Below are 19531 nucleotides of genomic sequence, written 5' to 3'. Positions count from 1 at the left end.
GAGGTTTTGGTATGCTGACATGAGAATAGTACACAATTAAATGTAAATAGTATAATAAGTGTATTTTTCATATTAGGATATAGGTTTATAATTTATTTAATTTCTCTTATTTTTTTTCTCATAATATCCCACTGCCATTTGTAAGTCGTTTTTCTTGTGATAAAATAGTCCATTAGATTATCACTGATATCATTCTTTCCATAATTGGTGGCAAATGGGTTTGTAGGAGTAGTAAGGCTATGGGTAGTATTATTTAATGAGCTATACAGTCCATGCATGTAAACGTATTCTGCGCTATTATCAAAAGTATGAGGAATACCAAGAGCGTGATAGACTTCATGAGCGTAGGCATCAATGGGAATATCTTTTGGAATAAACATAAACTTTTCATCATGGGCAAAACCTTTTGTATTTGTATTGGATGCTCTGTCTGTATAGCACATGATGAGATGATTTCTGTAATTTTTAAGGGCTGCTCCTACATGATTTTCAAAGGCTTTTTTGGAAGCATTTCCTACAGGAGTCGTATTGGTCATATTGATGGTAAATTCAGATATTAAATTTTCATTATTCGACGTACCCATTGATGGATTTATTAATGTATAAGGGGGAAGTGGGTTTGGCTGATGAAGTGGACTAAAATTAGCATCGCTGGTAATATCTATTACCATATAGGGTTCATAATCTACTTTTATATTGGCGTGTTTTAAGAAGAAATCAATATTTGGAATTCCTCTCACTTTAGCATCTTGGGCAGACAATGTGTTTACGCTATTAGGCATATTGTCTTTAAATTGCACGATTTGTATTTTTTTACTAAGTACTTCATCGTTCTTTACCACCACAATTTTTCCACATAGCTCATCCGTTTCGTTATGAATAGTGATTTCTGTATCTTTTGATATATTAGCTAAATTTTCTATTTCAAGATTAATCAATTTTCTAGTATTAACAGCGGGAAGCTGTGTGGATGGTATTGTAAGAAGCCTAAACTGACCTGTAGAATCAATAGGATTAGTATCTGGAGTAACCAAACCATCAGTCAAGCGTATTGCAAATAGATCTTTTGGATATTTAATATAAAATCTGGATAATGTCTGATTAGCTCGGATTAATAATCTCAATTGTGCCCTTGGGTTAGGAGTAATTCCAAATCTGTATAAATTTAAATAAGAAATACTAAAATCTTTTTCATAATCAGCTCCTTCAGTAGTTAATTTCCAATTAACAGGAATTGATTGATAACTTCTGTTTTTTAGCTGCAAATATTTTGCTAATTTAAATTTATATAAGCCACCAAATACATTTCCATCTTTTTCTGGTACAGGAGGGGTAACATTGGTGAAATTCTCTGCAATAATCTTATTAAATGGTTTATCCATAATTGTTCCGTCGATATCCCCCTTTCTCAACCAGTCAAAACCAAATTCTCCCACATAATTATCTCTTGGTAAAAACTCAGCAGTTACCTTTGGAAATTCTTTATAATTAGTGAAGCTTGCAGAATATTGCTCACTAAAGAAAAAAGCTCCGTCAATTGTATATACAATAACATAATTAGCGGGGGTATCAGAGGTTATTCCCAATGTTCCATCACTCTTATCAAATTGTATTTTTAGCTTATATTTCATAAAGCTTGAAGATAAAGGGGTAATATCTTCTAAATTAAAGAAAAAATTAGTAGCATTAACATCTATTGTATAAACATTGTTAATAAGCTTGTTATAATCATCCTGTGAAATCCCTATCTGAAATACAGGAATCTTTTCTTCAAAAGAGCTTCTACGGTACAATAAACTGGTGATTGTTTTTGTTCCATCTTTTATAGTTCCTTTCCAAATATCCCCTGTGTTATAAACAGCTTTTATATATTCATCAGATGTACTACTACAGTAGTATGCTGCTGTAAGGTCGGTCTTGGCATTAGCATCAAATTCCTGGGTAGTCTCCTGAGGAGTTAGGATATAGGTTCTTAATGTTGTTGTAAGATCTGCAGGGATACCAGAAGGATTATAGTCCGCAAGATAGCCGTCTAAGACAATTTTTGTATGATAAAGACTACTGTCGCCATTCTCTTTTACCAGAACAGAGCTTAAATGGTTGATGGCAGCGCCTTTTTTATTGGTAAAGTCAGCTCTTTCAAAAATTGAGCTAAGGTTTACAGGCCCAAATAAAATATCAGTTTTTTCCGGAATAGCATTATAATTCATATAAATCAGGCTGCTAATAATTTTATTACCTCCAGTTTCTAGAATAAATGGCAACAAATAGGATCCTTTAAATCTAGGGATCAAGTATCCCGCATCAAAATCATTAGAAATATTACCATTATTATCTGGTTTTATTTTTAAATAGGAAGTACTTTTAACGGAAGCCATCAGGGTTGAATTGGTAATTTCCATATCAAAACCATTAGTAGAAGGGTTTTCGGAAAATACAATAATTGGCCAGTTAGGATCGCTTATATTCTGAGGTGCAGATCTAATTTTTACTGTATTGGTGCTGTCATAAAAATTTAAACTTCGGTTTCTTTTTCCTTTGATATAAATATATGCCGTATTCTTATTTTTGAATTTGAAGATAAGGTTATTATAAATATCATTTTTGGAAGAATAGGAAGCATTCGTTCCTCCAACTTTAATGGTACCTTTACGGTCTGTATCCTCTATTATATGGGAGCCATAAAAGGCGACAGGGTCTATAAAATTGTAGATACTCTCTCTGAATATCTTTGCCTCCAAGTTATTATTTTTTGATGCACCAAATACACCAGGAAGATTCAAATTGCTTGTGTCTTTATTTGTATTTAAAATAGTTTCTTTGGCAGTGATAAAAGATCGATTAAAATCTAATCCGGTGTCGGACTTTAATTCAGGAATGAAATCTGGTGCAGGGCCTAATTTTACCTGTGTATAATCTCCGTCATCAAGTACAATTTCAAATCCACCTGCTCCAGCCGAAAATTTACCTAACAATGTACCTGCTGCAACTCGTAATAAATTATAGCTGCCCTTACTGAAAAAATTTTTAATGATTTCAGTATTGGTTCCACTAGTACCACTTACTAGGCCTATTTGAGATCCTTCAAAGCCATCAATAGTCTGGTGAAAAGCTGTATAAGCCTGGCATGCTTTGGTAACAAATGCGAGACTACTACTGTCGTTAACTAAAGGAGTGCCTGTCAGATTTTTAAAAATGTCAGAGGCCGTGATTCCTCTATATACAAAATATTTAATTTTGACTCCTAATCCTACGTCTTCTATAGGTTTTAAGAGAATGTTAATTTTGTCTGTAGATCCTTCCTGCATTCCAAATAATAATATTCCACTCGTCACAGCATATGCATTCAATGCGCCTTGGATGGTGGTCGTAATTTGAAATCGGTTGGAGTCAATTGGTCCAAAAGACTTAGTCCCTTGAGTAAAGGACTCATCGGTGAAGAAATAAGAATTTATATCTTTTGTATTGTTTGTCATTTAATTAAGTATTAATAATGTTTTGATAAAATAAAAATGGATACGGTCTTAAGCTAAGATTTACAATGGTATATCATATTTTAATTTATCAGTAATATTTTCCTTAGATGTTGTCCTATGGAATACAACACCTTAGTCTGTGAAATCAATTGCGTATCTATATGAAATCGGGTTTAAAAAAAGTTTATTAAAACTTTAAAAATGAGGAGTGAAAAATACAGATGCAATGATTAAAAAAATACAGAGTTATTTTTCTGTAGAGTGAGAATTTGTTATTGGTGTGTTCTTCATGCGTTAATTTTGTTTTTGGTTAAATCAATATATTAAATTACTTTATTCAAAAAAGGTCTTCATTGAGTGAAATGCAATTTTGTAATAACTTTAACTTTTTGCTTATTAATAAGTTAAATTGGTGTGAAGAAATGTTTATTTGCTCAATGATAATCTCTTTGTTTTTGTCTGAGGTAAAACTATAATGGTAAAGCGCCAAAACTTGACGTGTTATTTTTTTGAATGAAAAAAAAATCAATTGAGTAATGAAAATAGAGTGTTTCATTGTAATAAAATGGCTGTTTTGTAGAGGAATGCAAGCATCAGTCTGCCCATAATTAACCAAATCCGTTGCTTTAAATCGCTTCCGGGTAATAGAATATCAGTGATTGAAATTATAAATCGGATATAAAACTTTGAAAATCAAAATAATGTTAGATTTGTATGTACAGTATACTAAGTAGTTTAGTTTTATTATATTTGAGAAAATCAAAAAGTAAAAATGTTTCTTACCGAATGTCCTAGAGATGCAATGCAGGGATGGGGAGAGTTTATCCCTACTGATAAAAAAATAGATTATATCAACTCCTTAATGGATGTTGGCTTTGATGTATTGGATTGTCTGAGTTTTGTTTCTCCAAAAGCAATTCCCCAGATGGCTGACTCTGACGAAGTAGCCGAGAATATCGATAAATCCCGTTCCAAAACCAAAGTTTCTGCTATTATCGGAAACTATAGAGGGGCTGAAAAAGCGTTAAAGCACCAGTCTGTGGATATTCTGGGGTTCCCTTTCTCTATTTCTGAAACGTTTCAGCATAGAAATACCAATAAAAGTCAGGAAGAAGCTTTTGAAGAGATCGTTAAAATGCTTGAACTGGTAAAAACTGAAGGAAAACAACTGAACATTTATTTCTCCATGGCTTTTGGAAATCCGTATGGTGAAATGTGGAACTGGGAGGATGTAGATCAATGGGCACAAAGATTTTCAGATATTGGAGTTAAAGATATTCTTCTTTCCGATACAACAGGAGTGGCAACGCCTGAAACAATTGCCCTTTTATTTGAAAAAATTCCTTCAAAATATCCTGAGATCAATTTCGGAGGGCATTTCCATAACCGTTATGAAGATTCTTACTCAAAATTGAAAGCCGCTTATGATCAAGGTTGCAGAAGATTTGATAGTGCCATCAAAGGAATTGGCGGTTGCCCAATGGCTAAAGATGATTTGGTAGGGAATATGCCTACAGAACAGGTGATCAACTTTATGAGTGTTGAAAAAGCAGAGCACAAGTTGAATCTTTTAAACTTTGAAAGCTCTTATAATAAAGCGAAAGATATTTTCCATTTTTAAAATATGAAAAAGCTACTCTTTTTGCTTATTCTTTTTTTGGGGGGTATAATAAATGCTCAATTAAATGAAGTAAAACAGCTGAAATTATTAGAAAAAAAATATGATTCGATCTTGATTTCGTATCAGAAGAAAGCTAAAGACTCATTGTCCCATATGACAAAGAAGGAGCGTAATGAAATTATGGCAAGAGAAGAGGCTAAAATTATTGAAAGAAGGAAAATTGAAGAATATGCTCAACTTGAAAAAATAAAAGGAGAAGAATTAGGATCAGATATCTTTAAACTGCCCAGAAAATATTTAAAATGTGAAATGGAGGGCAACTTTAAAATGCCTGATCTTCTAGTCAAAACCAAATATAAACCTACTGTTTCAAAAGTTTCAGATGAAAATTTAGAAGGAGGGGGTGGTTCATTAGAAAGTGTTGCTACTTTTTACACAACAGCTGATGGATATATTAGAAACGTTAATACAACTGGAGAAAACAATGATTTTAACAAACAGATTGAATTAACACTTTATAGAATTGAAAAAATATTACCTAGATGTATAAATGGTTTTTCCAAGCTTGATAAATATAGTATGCCAGTAAAGATGAACTTTAAAAACTAATCAACAAAATGTCTCCAATAATCTCACCTTCAGAATTAAAAAACCTTTCAACCCATAACCTCATCATTCTTGACGCAAGAACGGGTAAAGATGTAAAGCAAAATTATCTTGAAAAACATATCAAAGGAGCAAGATTCATTGATCTGGATAAAGATTTGGCTGAAATAGGAGATGATGCTGCTTTCGGAGGAAGACATCCGCTTCCAACCCTGGAGAAATTTGCAGAAACCCTTGCTCATCTTGGGATTGCTGAAGATTCTCATATCGTGGTATATGATGATAAAAACGGTTCAAATGCGGCTGCAAGAGCTTGGTGGATGTTAAAATCCTTTGGAATTGAAAACGTACAGCTTTTGGATGGGGGAATACAGGCTGCAGAAAAGAATATTATAGAATTTTCATCTGGAGAAGAGTCATTTGATAAGACCGAACTGATTAAAAAAGAAAAATGGTCTCTGCCTCTTTCAACCCTAGAAGATGTTGAGAATGAATTGAAAAGTAATTCTTCTACAGTCGTTGACGTAAGGGATTCCTACAGATACAGAGGAGAATCTGAGCCTATTGATTTGGTTGCAGGGCATATTCCGGGAGCCATTAATATTCCTTTTTCTGAAAATCTGGATGAAAATGGATTATTCCTAAGCCCTGAAGTTCTGAAAGAAAAATATAGCCAATTATTAGAAAATACACCTGACAATCTGATTATTCACTGTGGTTCAGGAGTTACGGCGTGTCATACGATTTTAGCATTAGTTCATGCAGGTTTTAAGATCCCGAATCTTTATGTAGGATCTTGGAGTGAGTGGAGCAGAAGAGAAGGAAAAGAAATTGCAAAAGAAGTACAAGAATAGCCTGAATTTGAGGTTTAACAATACAAAAAAGGATGTCATGAATGACAACCTTTTATATTTTAATTCTATATTACTTCTTACTCAGTTGCAGCAAAGCGATAATGATAAACCCTATTCCTGTTATAAAAGGAGGTTGAGCCTGCATTTTAGATCCTAAATAAAGAATATACACTCCCAATAAAGCAGGAACAATGGCTCCTATCTTTTTTACCATGGTTACTGAGTTATGATGGTAATAGTAATTTTATCTACTCAGAAAATGCCAGCGATTTATAGCATTCCCAGTTCAAATTTCGCTTCTTCACTCATCATATCCTTATTCCAGCTTGGCTCAAAAGTAAGCTCTAAGTCAACACTTTTTACGTGTTCTACTTCGGCTACTTTATCTTTTACTTCCTGAGGAAGAGTTTCTGCTACCGGACAGTTTGGAGTGGTAAGAGTCATTATAATTTTTACGTCAGCATCATCGGAGATCTGTACATCATAAATAAGCCCTAATTCGTAAATGTCTACCGGAATTTCGGGATCATATACGGTTTTTAGCACGCCGATGATTTCTTCACCAATGTCTGCAATTTGATCGTCTGTAAATTTCATTTTTTAATCTAAATTGATATTCCTTTTCAACAAATCTTCCTGACGCATACGTCGGAAAATATTTGCCAAAGTTAAGACATCTTTTTCACAATAGTCAACAATTCGCTGCAAGTCTTTTTCTATGTAGTAAATTGATGAAACCATTGAGCCGTCAATATCATCCTTCGGAGTGGGAATACCAAAGACATGAGCCAATAATTCCAGGGATACAAAACTTTTATAATCCCCAAATTTCCACAGTTCCATAGTGTCTATGTGAGGAATTTCCCAAGGTTTTTTTCCAAACATCTGGAATGGAGCGGGAGGCTGCATCCCATTGATGAGGTATCTTCGTGCAATCCATGGAAAATCAAATTCTTTTCCGTTATGGGCACAGAGAATCACATTATAAAGTCTTGGACTGTTGAAAATCTCTCCAAATTCCTGAAGCATCTTTTTTTCATCATGTCCGGAGAAGCTTTTAATTTTCAAGGTTTCATTCTTCTCCACCATTCCGATCGTGATGCAGATGATCTTTCCGAACTCTGCCATGATTCCGGCTCTGTCATAAAATTCTGCAGCAGAGATGTCGTCTTTTCTCTGGAATTTTGTTTTCTTATCCCAAAGGTGCTGGTCGGTTTCAGATAAATCGTCCCAGGATTCAGCCTGTGGAACAGTTTCAATATCAAGGAATAAGACCTTTTCTAATGGTATGTTCTGTATCATTGTGTTTTTTATTTGCTATCCTACCTGCATTCCGTTTTTGGTGGGTAATGAAGGTGCTAAAAGAGTGACATCTTTTTTGTCTTCACCATATAATCCCAAGACTAAACATTCGCTGAAGAAATTGGCAATCTGCTTTTTAGGAAAGTTGACTACTGCTAAAATCTGTTTTCCTACCAGCTCTTCTTTTTGATATAGTGAAGTAATTTGTGCAGATGATTTTCGGATTCCTAAGTCGCCAAAGTCTATTTCCAATTGATAGGAGGGGTTTCTGGCTTTTTCAAAATCATTTACGGAGATAATCGTTCCGCATCTGATGTCTATTTTTTCAAAATCTGCCCAAGTTATGTCTGGTTTTACGTTCATGGTAATGTATTAATTAAATGTTCTACTTCTATTTTCTGTTCTGCATATTTTTGTTGTAATTCTGAACCTTCCCCCATTCTTTTATAATATTCCAAGGCTTTTCCGCCAAAGAATTTCTTATGAAAGTCCGAAACTTCAGGAACTTGTGGGAAAACCTTATGAAAAAGCATTTCATAATACGCCTGAAACTCTCTTTCATTTTTGTCTTCAATTACCTGTCCCGGAGCTTTTTGCCTTACATGGAGCATTTCGTGAGCCACCATATTAAGCACAAGATTCAGATCGAAATCAAATAAATTTCTAGGAATCATCACCGTTTGAGGGCCACCCAGTTCTCCTTCTGCTGTAAGAAGCATTGAAGTAGGAGAAAGCTCTTCTCTGAATCCAAAGCCTGCAAAGTTTTCATGTTCCAGATCAAAAGAATGAATCAGATATTTTGCTGCATCCAGAATCTGATTATGTTCCTTGTAAGCTTCAAGGTGTAGATTAACCTGCTCGAAATTCATTTGAAGTATGTTTTATAACAAATGTATTAAAATATTGAGAATGCAGTAGGATTTATGTATTAAGACTTAAAAATAAAAAGTAACCTCAGATCCAAAGTGGTTTTTTATTTACAACCTTTCAAATCTCACAATCGGAATAACAGCTTTATTCTCAGGTGGATCAATCGTATTAGAGAAAAAAGCTCCTCGTCTTGAAGCTTCCAAAAGAAACTCGCCTGTAGATAATGAGCCATCCGGATTATTACTTGTTACAGTATAAATGATTCTTCCGGAGGTAAAATTATCATTTATGGTGCAATTCATATTTTTAATCTGATAAGTCTGTTCGGATTGTTGTTTCTGATCCGGATCCTTTAATATTGTTGTTATGGTTGAGTTTGCTGGATCAAGAATGATTTCTGCTTCGATAGGTTTTTCCTGACGATTTTTTGTAAAAATCATTCTGTCTGATATCAATTTAAGCTTTTGGGAACATTGAACCGGGCTTTCTCCCTTATTGATTATTTGAGCAAATGATTGGTTCGATCCAAAGAATAATAAACAGATCATATACCATCGGTAATGAAAAAGAATAGATTTCATAATAACATATTTTGGTGCTTTTATAAAAATACAATTTATCTTGAAATGAAGGATTAAATTGTAAGCGGAATTTTATTAATCGATTTGATGATCATGAATAGATAATAGTCATAAAAAACATGACCGGAGTTTTTCTCCGGTCATGTTAAACAAGATTAAGTGTAAAATTTAACCCTTAAAAAAGGCAAAAAAGGATAATTCAAATGTGATTTTTATTGATTGAGTCTTAATCTATGTTCAATGGGATTGATAGTAATGGAACTTTATTCTTATACGCCATGATGGCTGTTTTACTTCGGTGGAAGAGAGATTCTACAAGATTATATCGGTAAGGAACCATGGTCAGCAGGTCTGCGCTGGTCAATTTAACTTCCTCTTCAATCGCTTTTATAATTTCAATAGATTGGATCATCTTGAAGCTGTATTTAATATCATCAAGATCATAACCGGAATTCAGATCTATATCGTGAATAACTTCCTCGAAATCTTCAAGCCTCTCACTTACATTGAAAACCTCAACCTCAGAATTAAACTCATTAATGAAATAATAAATATCATTCATTGCCGACCAGGTTATTGATTTATGAGTATCATAGGCAAATAGCATCTTTCGGATACCCGTGTATTCTATATGCTCAGGAACAATTAATATAGGTTTTTTGATTCTGTGAATTGCTTTGGTGACAGTATTTCCCAATAACCTTTGTTCAAGCGTTTTTTCAGCCATACCCATAACAATAAAATCGCAATTTATAGCTTGTATGCAGGTGTTGAGCTCTTCAATAAAATTGCCTGATGCCAGATGATATCCAGTTTTTACAGTATACAGGGTACTGATTGCGGCTGCTTTCTCTCCAAGTTTTTTTTGATTTTTAAGCGTCTGTTCATAGAAAAAATCAGCAGAGGCCTGTGCATTCAAGGCATGAATGGAAATGCTTTGCAGATTAAACAGAACGATATGATACTGGTTTTCCTTAGCCATAGATGCTGCATAATGAAGTGCATTTTCAGCTTCTCGAGAAAAATCTGTGCAGACAATTATTGTTTTCATTGTACCGATTTTGATACTGCAAAACTAGGATAGGAGGAGGTAGTCTTTTGTTAAAAATATTGTGATGTTGCATAAAATGATGATGAAATGTATTTTTCAGGTGATGAAACGTTAGTCTTCATTTGAACGTCCCGATTTTACGTTTCAGGGTTGGTTTTGGCGGTCTCGTTGAAAATAGAAGATGAGCTTCTAAAATCTATTTCTATATTTACATTCATAAAGTCCCGATATGAATAGGGTTTCTACCATCAGAAAAAATTTAGTACGAAGCAAAAAGATCCTTTCCACGATGAAGAGGAGATTGGTGATCTGGGCCGTAGCAGTCATTGCTTTCGGTGGATTTTCCTATCTCATTGATCCCTTTGATCCGGTTTGGCAGAGCTATTGGGAGTCTCCATTGAGAATGTTCATTGAAGATGCCTTGTGGGTGATTTTTTTTTCAATCATCATTTCAGAGGTCAGTATATTTATTGATTCTATTCTTAATAAGCTGCTTCCTTGGAAAGACAGAACTGTTAAAAGGCTTCTCATCCAGGGGTTTCTTCAGATTGTAGGAAGCGTTCTGATTGTTATGATTATAAATACCATTGTAGACTGCACTTCAGACAATTTGCCGGAAATGGATTCCCGGAAAGAATATACTTTACTGGGACAATGGGTAGCCACCAATATTGTGATATCACTTATCATAAGTGGTTTTAATACGGTAGATTATTTACTTCAAAACTGGAAGAGAACAGCCGTAGAAGCGGCTCAGCATAAACTGAGAGCCTCTAAGCATAAACAGGCTGCTATGGCTGCTGAACTTCAAGCACTTAAACTGCAAATAGATCCGCATTTTATCTTTAATAATCTGAGTGTCCTTTCAGAACTTATTCTTTCAGATCAACAGCTAGGATATGAATATTCAGAAAAGTTTGCAAGGGTATACCGGTATTTACTGGTGAACTCCAAGAAAGATATCATTGCAGTAGAGGAAGAGCTGAAATTTCTAGACTCTTATATTTTCCTGATTGAAAAAAGAATCGGTGAAGGTGTTATATTTAAAATTGATATTCAGGAAGAATACAGATCGATGTACACGCTGCCATTATCTCTGCAGTTATTGGTTGAAAATGCTATTAAACACAATCAGACCTCAAAAGCAAACCCGTTGGAGATTCATGTTTATACAAACCCTGAAGGCGAACTGGTGGTTTCTAATACCTTTTTACCACTGATAAATAAGCCGGATTCCTCTGGAGTAGGGCTTACGAATATTATTGCAAGATATGAAATCCTTGGATACACAAAACCGATTATAGAAAAAACTGAAGATAAGTTTATTGTAAAACTCCCATTGATATGAAGATAAATAAAATTTTAATAGTTGAGGATGAAAGACCTAATGCAGACCGATTAAAAAGATTGTTGCAAAAACTTAGACCCCATATCGAAATTCTATCAGTAGAAGATTCAATTACCTCTACCGTCAACTGGTTGGAAAACAATGTCGTTCCGGATATTATCATGATGGATGTTCGCCTGGCAGACGGTTTAAGCTTTGAAATTTTTAATAAACATGAAATTAAAAGTGCTGTAATTTTTACCACTGCTTATGATGAATATGCTGTACAGGCCTTTAAATATAATAGTATAGATTACCTTTTAAAACCTATAGATGAAGATGAGCTGGATGCCGCTTTGAAGCGTTATGAAACCTTTATGGAAGCTGTTCCTGTTGTAGGATCAGCCATTGAAGGGCTTCTTAATTATATCCAACCTAAAGATTATAGAAAACGTTTCCTTATCGTTCATCGTGATGGGTATAAAACCGTATTGGCAGAAGACATATTATATTTTTATACAGAACTCGGAATTAGTAAAGCAATGCTAAACACTGGTGTTGTAGAAAATATTCCTCAGACTCTGGAAGAGCTTGAAAAGCAACTGGATCCGAAATTCTTTTTCCGTGCCAACAGACAGTTCATCATTCACATCGATTCCGTAAAGCAGATCTTCAATCATTTTAATGGAAAACTTAAACTGGAACTTAGAAAACAACCTGAAATGGAAGTAATTGTAAGCCGTGAAAAAGCATCTGTTTTCAAATCTTGGATGGATTATTAGGTAAGGAAGTTGGAGGCTGAAAGAAGGAGGCCATTGAAGCCCGAATATAAATGAAAATCATTTTTAATTAGAGCCCGTAAAAGGGCTTTAAACTTTTCTATATCTATGAGAAGTTCTTTGTTTATATAAAAGCTAACGGGTAATATGATTTGTATTTATGGGATCAATTTCATTGATTCTTTCTAAGCGAATGCATATTCAACTTCTTCAGCAATAAAGTCCCCCTTCTTAGCTCCCTAAAGTAAAATATTCGAATTATTTTTCTTTGCGATTAAAAATAATCTGTTTTATTCAGCAAAAACCTTCAATTTCTGCACTTCATCTGTTCTTTGCTGAATAGTAACTTTTCAGCTTCCCTCAATCAGCTTCCAGCCCTATAATACCAAAATCCCTTCACCAATTGCTAGTAAAGGGATCATATATAAAGAAAAAGCTATGAGTTAAAGCTTATAAAGGGATAGCATATCCTAAAGAGATGGCAAAACCTCTGTTTTTCACATCTACACCCTTCTCATCAGAGATATTATTTAATCCTAAATTATATCTACCATCTACAATTACTTTTCCAGGGCCGGCAGGAATGGCTACACCAGCTCCCATCTGTAATCCAAAATCTATTGATCTTGTTTTGCCATAAGCAGCCTTTACCTTATCATTTTTCCCCATAAGGAATCCGATAGAAGGGCCTGTGTTTACATATACCGGCCCGAAGCTGTATTTTGCTAATACCGGAACTTCTATATAATTAAAGTTGTAGGTCTCACTTCCAAAACTGCCTTTAAATTTTGTTCCTTTGCTGATGAAGTTCACTTCAGGCTGTATAGAAAAATTCTTTATACCTGTCTGGATATTAACGCCTAAACCTGCTTGAAAGGAGGTCTTTGATTTTTCACCATTCACATTTTTTATAGATTGATTGGCAATGTTGATTCCCGCTTTTGGGATCAATTCTATTCCTGATTCCTTTTTCGGTTCTGTTGTTTGAGCTTGTACTCCTAATCCTAATACGATCGCTGTGATTGCTAAAAACTTTTTCATTTGATAAAAATTTAAATTATTGACTTATTTTTTGATGTTTTAATACAGCAAAATTAAATTGGGAAATAGCCCGAGCCGGGAGTTTTAAAAGTGAAGTGTATAAAATTAAACTTCAACCGTATTTTTGAAATACTAAAGCGAAAAAGCCTTTTTTTATCGATCTGAATGGTGAAAATAGCCGCTTTTCTTTTCATTTTTGGTATCATACGTTTCATCTGCGATTAACTACGTTTCACCATATTTTTAGGTAAATATCCTTATTATATGAACTTATTTTGCTGTTGTAAAATTTAAAACAAATGTTATGAATTATAGAAAAGGATATCTGGCGCTTTCACTTGCAGCTACAGCAATATTGTACTCCTGCGGTTCAGGAAATGCCCAGGAAAACAGCCAGCAGGCGGTAGCACTTCCTACAGACTTCGTTCAGGTAAAATCTGGAAATGAAGATGTTTCAACAGGATACCCTGGAAGCATAGAAGGGCAGGATAATGTAGAAATAAAAGCTCAGGTTACTGGATATCTGGAAGCTGTATACATCAAAGAAGGCCAATATGTGAGCAAAGGGCAGACATTGTTTAGAATCAACCCATCCGTGTACAACGAGCAGGTAAATACAAATCAGGCGGCTTTGAAATCTGCTTTGGCAGCTCAGGAAACGGCAAAATTGGAAGTTGAAAAACTAAGACCTCTTGTAGAAGGAAAGGTAGTTTCCGATATGCAGCTGAAAACGGCTCAGGCGAATTTAAAGGCTGCATCAGCTCAAGTGGCTCAGGCACAGTCTTCTTTAGGGTCTTCAAAAATCAATGCTAATTTTACTTATATCAAAGCACCGGTAAGCGGATACATAGGAAGAATTCCAAACAGAGTAGGGAATCTTATCAGCCCGGCTGATGCGTCACCATTAACAACACTTTCCAATATCAGCACTGTAAATGTTTATTTCTCAATGAACGAAGCAGACTTTATTGCTCATAGCAGAGCCGCAGCTTCAGGAGGAAATCCGGAGAATGTGGAACTTATTTTAGCAGATGGTTCTACTTATGGATTTAAAGGAAGACTGGAAAATGCCAGTGGAAATTTTGACAAAAATACAGGAAGTATTCAGATGAAAGCGGTTTTCCAGAACCCGGATAAATTATTAAGATCAGGAGGAACGGGAAGAGTGATGATCCACAATGCATTAGAGGGTGTGGTAAAGCTTCCGAAAACCTCTGTAAAAGATATTCAGGATAAATTCTTCGTCTATAAACTGGAAGGAAAAGATAAAGTAAAAATGACTCAGATTGAAGTATCGGGAAGTACTTCTCAGGATTACTTTGTGAAGACAGGAGTGAATGCAGGAGACAAGATTGCCATCAATAGGCTGGACGCTCTTACAGACGGAGCACAGGTAGTGGCTAAAGTAACTCCTTCGAAATAATTTTATAATCATTCTTAGAAAATTCGAAAATGTTAAAAAAGATAATAGACCGTCCGGTATTAGCGACGGTAATATCCCTTATCATTGTCATTTTGGGGATCATTGGATTAAACCAATTGGCAGTGACCAGATTTCCGGACATTTCTCCGCCTACCATTACGGTTTCAGGTTCTTATCCTGGGGGAAACAGTGAAACAGTGATCCGTTCCGTGGTAACACCTCTGGAAGAGCAGATTAACGGGGTGGAAGACATGAGCTACATGAAATCCACGGCAAGTAATGACGGTACATTTACCATCTCAGTAATATTTAAGCAGGGAGTAAATGCCGATCAGGCTGCTGTAAATGTGCAAAACAGAGTACAACAGGCTACTCCGATATTGCCTCAGGAAGTAGTAAGAATGGGATTAACGACCTCAAAGCAACAGAACAGTATGGTGTTGATTTTCAATATTTATACTGAAGACAATAAGCAATATGATGAAACCTTTCTTCAAAACTTTGCCAATATCAACCTTATCCCACAGATTAAAAGGGTAAAAGGAGTAGGACAGGCGCAGATTTTCGGAATTAAGGATTATTCCATGAGAATATGGCTTAATCCACAGAAAATGGCTTCCTATGGACTGGAACCTTCTGATGTTTCCAGAGCCATTGCAGATCACAGTTTAGAATCTGCACCGGGTAAATTGGGAGAAGAGTCAGATGCAGCCTTGGAATATGTAATCCGATACAAAGGTAAAAAGAATAAGCCGGAGCAATATGAAGAAATGGTGGTTAAAAATGACGGAACCAATGTAATCAGGCTTAAAGATGTAGCCAGAATAGAATTTGGATCCATCAATAATACCGGAGATAACCTTTCCAATGGGAAAAATGCGGTTACAGTGGCCATTATGCAGACCACAGGATCCAATGCGAATGAAATTGAAATAGGAGTAAATAAAGCCATTGACCAGCTGTCGAAATCCTTTCCACCAGGTATCAAATATACCAAGGTAATGAGTACCAAGGAAAGATTGGATGAAGCAACAGGACAGGTAAAATCTACGTTGATAGAAGCATTTATCCTTGTATTTATTGTAGTATTTGTCTTTTTACAGGATTTCAGATCTACCATTATTCCTGCAATTGCAGTTCCGGTAGCGATTATAGGTACATTCTTCTTCCTTTTGGTATTAGGGTTTACAATTAACGTATTGACGCTATTTGCCCTCGTTCTGGCAATCGGAATTGTCGTCGATGATGCCATTGTGGTAGTAGAAGCGGTGCACAGTAATATGGAAGGAACAAATCTTTCAGGAAGAGATGCTACGCACAAAGCAATGAATGAAATTACAGGTGCGGTAATCTCTATTACATTGGTAATGTCTGCCGTGTTTATTCCAATTGGTTTCATGTCAGGTTCTGCAGGATTATTCTATAAGCAGTTTGCTTATACATTAGCCATTGCCATTATTATTTCTGCAGTGAATGCCCTTACTCTAACACCAGCTTTATGTGCGGTATTCTTGAAAAATCACCATGCAGAAGAAGGCGGAAAGGCTAAAGGATTCGGACAGAGATTTGCCGTTGCTTTTAACGCGGGTTTCAATAATATGACAGAACGTTATGCAAAAGGAGTAAGATTTTTAATCGGGAAAAAATGGATTGCAGCAGGATTGGTTGCAGGAATTATCGGACTTTCAGCATGGTTGATGACAAGCACAACTAAAAGTTTCGTTCCAATGGAAGATGACGGATTCTTTATCTATTCATTGAGCATGCCGCCAGGAACCGGATTGACAAAAACAACAGAGGTTTCCAATAAAATAAATGCTATTTTAAAAACAGTAGATGCTGTTCAGGAGAATACATCCATTACAGGATTTAACCTTTTAAGTAACAGTGCCGGGCCAGCTTATGCAATGGGATTTGTGAAGTTAAAGCCTAAGAAAGAAAGAGGAGCCATTCAGGATATTGATGAGATCATGAACATTGTGAATGGAAAGCTTTCTGTGATCAAAGAAGGAAGTGTAATGAGCTTCAGAATGCCTCCGGTAGAAGGATATGGAGTAACGAATGATGCAGAAATCGTTCTTCAGGATCGTATGGGTAGAGACCCTCAGGTTCTGAAAGCGAAGGCAGATGATGTGATAGGACAATTGATGCAGGTGCCGGAAGTAGCTTATGCTTACACCATGTTCCGAGCAGATTACCCTCAGCTGGAACTTGAAGTCAATGAAGATAAAGCAAAACAGCTGGGAGTAAGTATTGCCAATTTATTAGGAACAGTACAGACGTATTTCTCTGGAGATCAGTCTCAAAATTTCTCAAGATTCGGGAAGTTCTACAGAGTAAATATTAAAGCAGATGGAGTTTTCAGAATGGATGAGCAGGCCTTCAATGATATTTTCGTGAAGAATGATAAAGGAGAAATGGTACCTGCCAATACTTTGATCACTTTGAAAAAAGTATATGGCCCGGAATCTGTTCAACGATATAACCTTTATAATTCATTGAATATTAATGTAGTGCCAAAACCGGGAATCAGTAATGGAGCCCTGATGGATAAAATTGAACCAACACTGAATAAACTTCCTTCTGATTACAGCTATGAATGGACGGGATTAAGTTTGGAAGAAAAATCAGCAGGAAACCAAACTGTGATGATCTTAGGCCTATGTTTACTATTCGTATACCTGCTTCTTGCAGCACAATATGAGAGTTACATTCTTCCGTTAGCGGTAATGCTTTCCATTCCAACGGGAATTGTAGGAGCATTCTTAGGAATCAAGGCCATTGGATTAGATAACAATATCTATGTACAGGTAGGATTGATCATGCTTATTGGATTATTGGCGAAAAATGCGATCCTTATTGTAGAATTTGCCGTCCAGAGACGAAAATCAGGACTCTCTATTCTGGATTCGGCATTGGAAGGAGCGAAGGCGAGATTACGTCCGATTATCATGACATCATTAGCCTTTATTGTGGGGATGATCCCATTGATGATCTCTACAGGAGGAATGGCTTCAGGAAATAAATCTATCAGTGTGAGTGCGGCCATAGGAATGTTGAGTGGAGTTGTATTAGGAGTATTTGTAATTCCTATTTTGTACATGTTCTTCCAATATCTGGATGAGAAATTTTCAACGAAAAAGAACCATCCTGTAATCCAAAATCAATTGACAAATGAGAATATTTAATATAAAAAATTTCCTTATTTCAGGCGCAATGGCATCGGTACTGGTGTCCTGCGCCGTGGGGAAACCCTATGCAAGAACAGACCTTCAGGTGCCGGCAACCTATAAAGAATCCGTACAGGTAACAGGAGATACCGTAGTCCTTCCATGGAAAACATTCTTTAAAGATCCGAAACTGATCGGTTTAATAGATAAAGCTTTAACCCGAAATAATGAAGTAAATGTTGCCCTGAAGAATATAGAACAGCTGGATCTGATCTACAAACAGGCAAAACTGTCTCTTCTTCCGACACTGGATTTCAGTGCAGGAGCTAACAGAAGCTGGGCTTCTACCAACACCTTGAACGGTTCACTGAATGAGCAGTTTGCGGGAACAACGCATATTGATGATTTTAGTGCCAATCTGAGACTTTCATGGGAAGTAGATATCTGGGGAAAAGCGAAGATGCAGAAAGAATCTGCGGCAGCAGAATACTTTGCCCAAAAGGAAAATCTAAATGCTGTAAAAAGCAGAATCATTGTTCAGGTAGCTCAGGCTTATTACAGTCTGATAAGTTTAGACGAACAGATGAAAATCGCGGAGCAGAACATTGAATTAAGCAACAATACGCTTAAAATGATGGATCTTCAGTTTAAAGCAGGGCAGATCAATTCACTAGCGGTACAGCAATCAGAAGCACAGAAGAAAACCGCTGAACTTTTGATTCCTTTGGCTAAACAGAATATCTCTATCCAGGAAAATGCTTTGAGTATCCTTTGCGGAGAATATCCAAGTAAGATCGAAAGGTCAGGAGATCTGAGAGCAATGATTCCTGGAAATAAACTTTCAGAAGGACTTCCTGCACAATTATTGAGCCGAAGACCGGATCTGAAAATGGCAGAATTTAATGTGATCAGCCTGAATTCAAAAACAGGTTTGGCAAAAGCAGCGATGTACCCAAGCATTAGTCTGAGTCCTCAGATTGGAGTAAATTCCAATAAGTTCAGCTCATGGTTTGATATTCCAGGATCTATTACGAAAGCTGTTGCAGCGAATTTAGCAGCACCTATTTTTCAGAAAAAACAGTTGAAAACCGCCTATGAAACGGCATTGATTGAACAGGAAAAGGCGGCGATCAACTTTAAACAATCGGTAATGACGGCAGTTGGAGAAGTTTCTGATGCAATGGCAAAATCCCAAGGGTCTTCTGAAAGACTACAGCTTTTAGATCAGAGAACAACCATTTTAGATAAAGGAATTGGAGATGCTTTGAAGCTATATAAGAGTGGAATGGCTACTTACCTTGAGGTGATTACGGCACAAAATAATAAACTTCAGAATGATCTGGAAGCGATCAACGTGACGCTGGAAAGATTAAATGCTGAGGTAGATCTTTACCGTGCATTAGGCGGTGGAGTAGAATAGAATGTAGAGG

General features: G+C 35.9%; 17 protein-coding genes. 8 read left to right on the top strand and 9 right to left on the bottom strand.

The window, feature by feature from the left end; all coding sequences use genetic code 11:
* Nucleotides 1-92 precede the first annotated feature (92 nt).
* The gene (locus tag GTR01_RS12375; RefSeq protein WP_160138151.1) at nt 93-3476 is read right to left on the bottom strand and encodes a hypothetical protein; all 3384 of its coding nucleotides are present in this window, start codon (nt 3474-3476) and stop codon (nt 93-95) included.
* 772 nt (nt 3477-4248) lie between these two features.
* Between GTR01_RS12375 and GTR01_RS12370 the strand changes: the two genes are divergently transcribed.
* From GTR01_RS12370 to GTR01_RS12360, 3 genes are read left to right on the top strand one after another with little or no spacing between them, the layout of a single operon-like run.
* Nucleotides 4249-5097 carry a hydroxymethylglutaryl-CoA lyase gene (locus tag GTR01_RS12370; RefSeq protein WP_160138150.1) on the top strand — a complete coding sequence of 283 codons (849 nt, stop codon included), beginning with the start codon at nt 4249-4251 and terminating at the stop codon, nt 5095-5097.
* A gap of 3 nt (nt 5098-5100) precedes the next feature.
* Nucleotides 5101-5706, top strand: coding sequence for a hypothetical protein (locus GTR01_RS12365; RefSeq protein WP_160138149.1), 606 nt, complete (start codon nt 5101-5103; stop codon nt 5704-5706).
* A gap of 8 nt (nt 5707-5714) precedes the next feature.
* Nucleotides 5715-6557: a sulfurtransferase gene (locus tag GTR01_RS12360; RefSeq protein ID WP_160138148.1), complete on the top strand. Its 843-nt coding sequence runs from the start codon at nt 5715-5717 to the stop codon at nt 6555-6557.
* A gap of 70 nt (nt 6558-6627) precedes the next feature.
* Here the strand turns inward: GTR01_RS12360 and GTR01_RS24500 are convergent, their stop codons facing one another.
* The 7 genes from GTR01_RS24500 to GTR01_RS12330 all read right to left on the bottom strand — a co-directional run bounded on the left by GTR01_RS24500 (nt 6628) and on the right by GTR01_RS12330 (nt 10361).
* Nucleotides 6628-6771 carry a hypothetical protein gene (locus tag GTR01_RS24500; RefSeq protein WP_185155124.1) on the bottom strand — a complete coding sequence of 48 codons (144 nt, stop codon included), beginning with the start codon at nt 6769-6771 and terminating at the stop codon, nt 6628-6630.
* 56 nt (nt 6772-6827) lie between these two features.
* Nucleotides 6828-7154, bottom strand: a complete 327-nt coding sequence (locus GTR01_RS12355; protein WP_047376050.1) for an SUF system Fe-S cluster assembly protein — start codon at nt 7152-7154, stop codon at nt 6828-6830.
* A 3-nt stretch (nt 7155-7157) separates the two neighbouring features.
* Entirely contained in the window at nt 7158-7859 is a 702-nt protein-coding gene (locus tag GTR01_RS12350) for a 3'-5' exonuclease (RefSeq protein ID WP_160138147.1), read from the bottom strand.
* Nucleotides 7860-7874: 15 nt separating this feature from the next.
* Nucleotides 7875-8222 (bottom strand): tRNA-binding protein, encoded by a 348-nt coding sequence (locus tag GTR01_RS12345; RefSeq protein WP_160138146.1) that lies wholly within the window; start codon nt 8220-8222, stop codon nt 7875-7877.
* Nucleotides 8219-8728: a hypothetical protein gene (locus tag GTR01_RS12340; RefSeq protein ID WP_160138145.1), complete on the bottom strand. Its 510-nt coding sequence runs from the start codon at nt 8726-8728 to the stop codon at nt 8219-8221. Before GTR01_RS12340 ends, GTR01_RS12345 begins: the two co-directional genes overlap by 4 nt.
* Nucleotides 8729-8836: 108 nt before the next feature.
* Nucleotides 8837-9310: a hypothetical protein gene (locus GTR01_RS12335; RefSeq protein WP_160138144.1), complete on the bottom strand. Its 474-nt coding sequence runs from the start codon at nt 9308-9310 to the stop codon at nt 8837-8839.
* A gap of 226 nt (nt 9311-9536) precedes the next feature.
* Complete coding sequence (locus GTR01_RS12330) at nt 9537-10361, bottom strand: universal stress protein (RefSeq protein WP_160138143.1); 825 nt, start codon at nt 10359-10361, stop codon at nt 9537-9539.
* A 229-nt stretch (nt 10362-10590) separates the two neighbouring features.
* Between GTR01_RS12330 and GTR01_RS12325 the strand changes: the two genes are divergently transcribed.
* Both GTR01_RS12325 and GTR01_RS12320 read left to right on the top strand, forming a co-directional pair.
* Nucleotides 10591-11709, top strand: coding sequence for a sensor histidine kinase (locus GTR01_RS12325; RefSeq protein WP_160138142.1), 1119 nt, complete (start codon nt 10591-10593; stop codon nt 11707-11709).
* Nucleotides 11706-12470 (top strand): LytR/AlgR family response regulator transcription factor, encoded by a 765-nt coding sequence (locus GTR01_RS12320; RefSeq protein WP_160138141.1) that lies wholly within the window; start codon nt 11706-11708, stop codon nt 12468-12470. Before GTR01_RS12325 ends, GTR01_RS12320 begins: the two co-directional genes overlap by 4 nt.
* Nucleotides 12471-12917: 447 nt before the next feature.
* On the opposite strand, the gene GTR01_RS12315 is transcribed toward GTR01_RS12320, so the two are convergent.
* Nucleotides 12918-13508 carry a porin family protein gene (locus GTR01_RS12315; protein WP_160138140.1) on the bottom strand — a complete coding sequence of 197 codons (591 nt, stop codon included), beginning with the start codon at nt 13506-13508 and terminating at the stop codon, nt 12918-12920.
* A gap of 304 nt (nt 13509-13812) precedes the next feature.
* Here GTR01_RS12315 and GTR01_RS12310 point away from each other — a divergent pair, with 304 nt between their 5' ends.
* Genes GTR01_RS12310 through GTR01_RS12300 form a run of 3 tightly spaced genes read left to right on the top strand, consistent with a single transcriptional unit; the run spans nt 13813 to nt 19521 of the window.
* Nucleotides 13813-14931 carry an efflux RND transporter periplasmic adaptor subunit gene (locus tag GTR01_RS12310; RefSeq protein ID WP_160138139.1) on the top strand — a complete coding sequence of 373 codons (1119 nt, stop codon included), beginning with the start codon at nt 13813-13815 and terminating at the stop codon, nt 14929-14931.
* Between the two features lie 29 nt (nt 14932-14960).
* Complete coding sequence (locus GTR01_RS12305; protein WP_160138138.1) at nt 14961-18119, top strand: efflux RND transporter permease subunit; 3159 nt, start codon at nt 14961-14963, stop codon at nt 18117-18119.
* Nucleotides 18106-19521, top strand: a complete 1416-nt coding sequence (locus GTR01_RS12300) for an efflux transporter outer membrane subunit (protein ID WP_160138137.1) — start codon at nt 18106-18108, stop codon at nt 19519-19521. Before GTR01_RS12305 ends, GTR01_RS12300 begins: the two co-directional genes overlap by 14 nt.
* The last annotated feature ends 10 nt before the right edge of the window (nt 19522-19531 follow it).

Origin of the sequence: Chryseobacterium sp. c4a, assembly GCF_009900745.1 — a bacterium.
In the GTDB taxonomy this organism is placed as follows: domain Bacteria; phylum Bacteroidota; class Bacteroidia; order Flavobacteriales; family Weeksellaceae; genus Chryseobacterium.
This window is presented reverse-complemented; position numbering and strand designations above follow the sequence as displayed.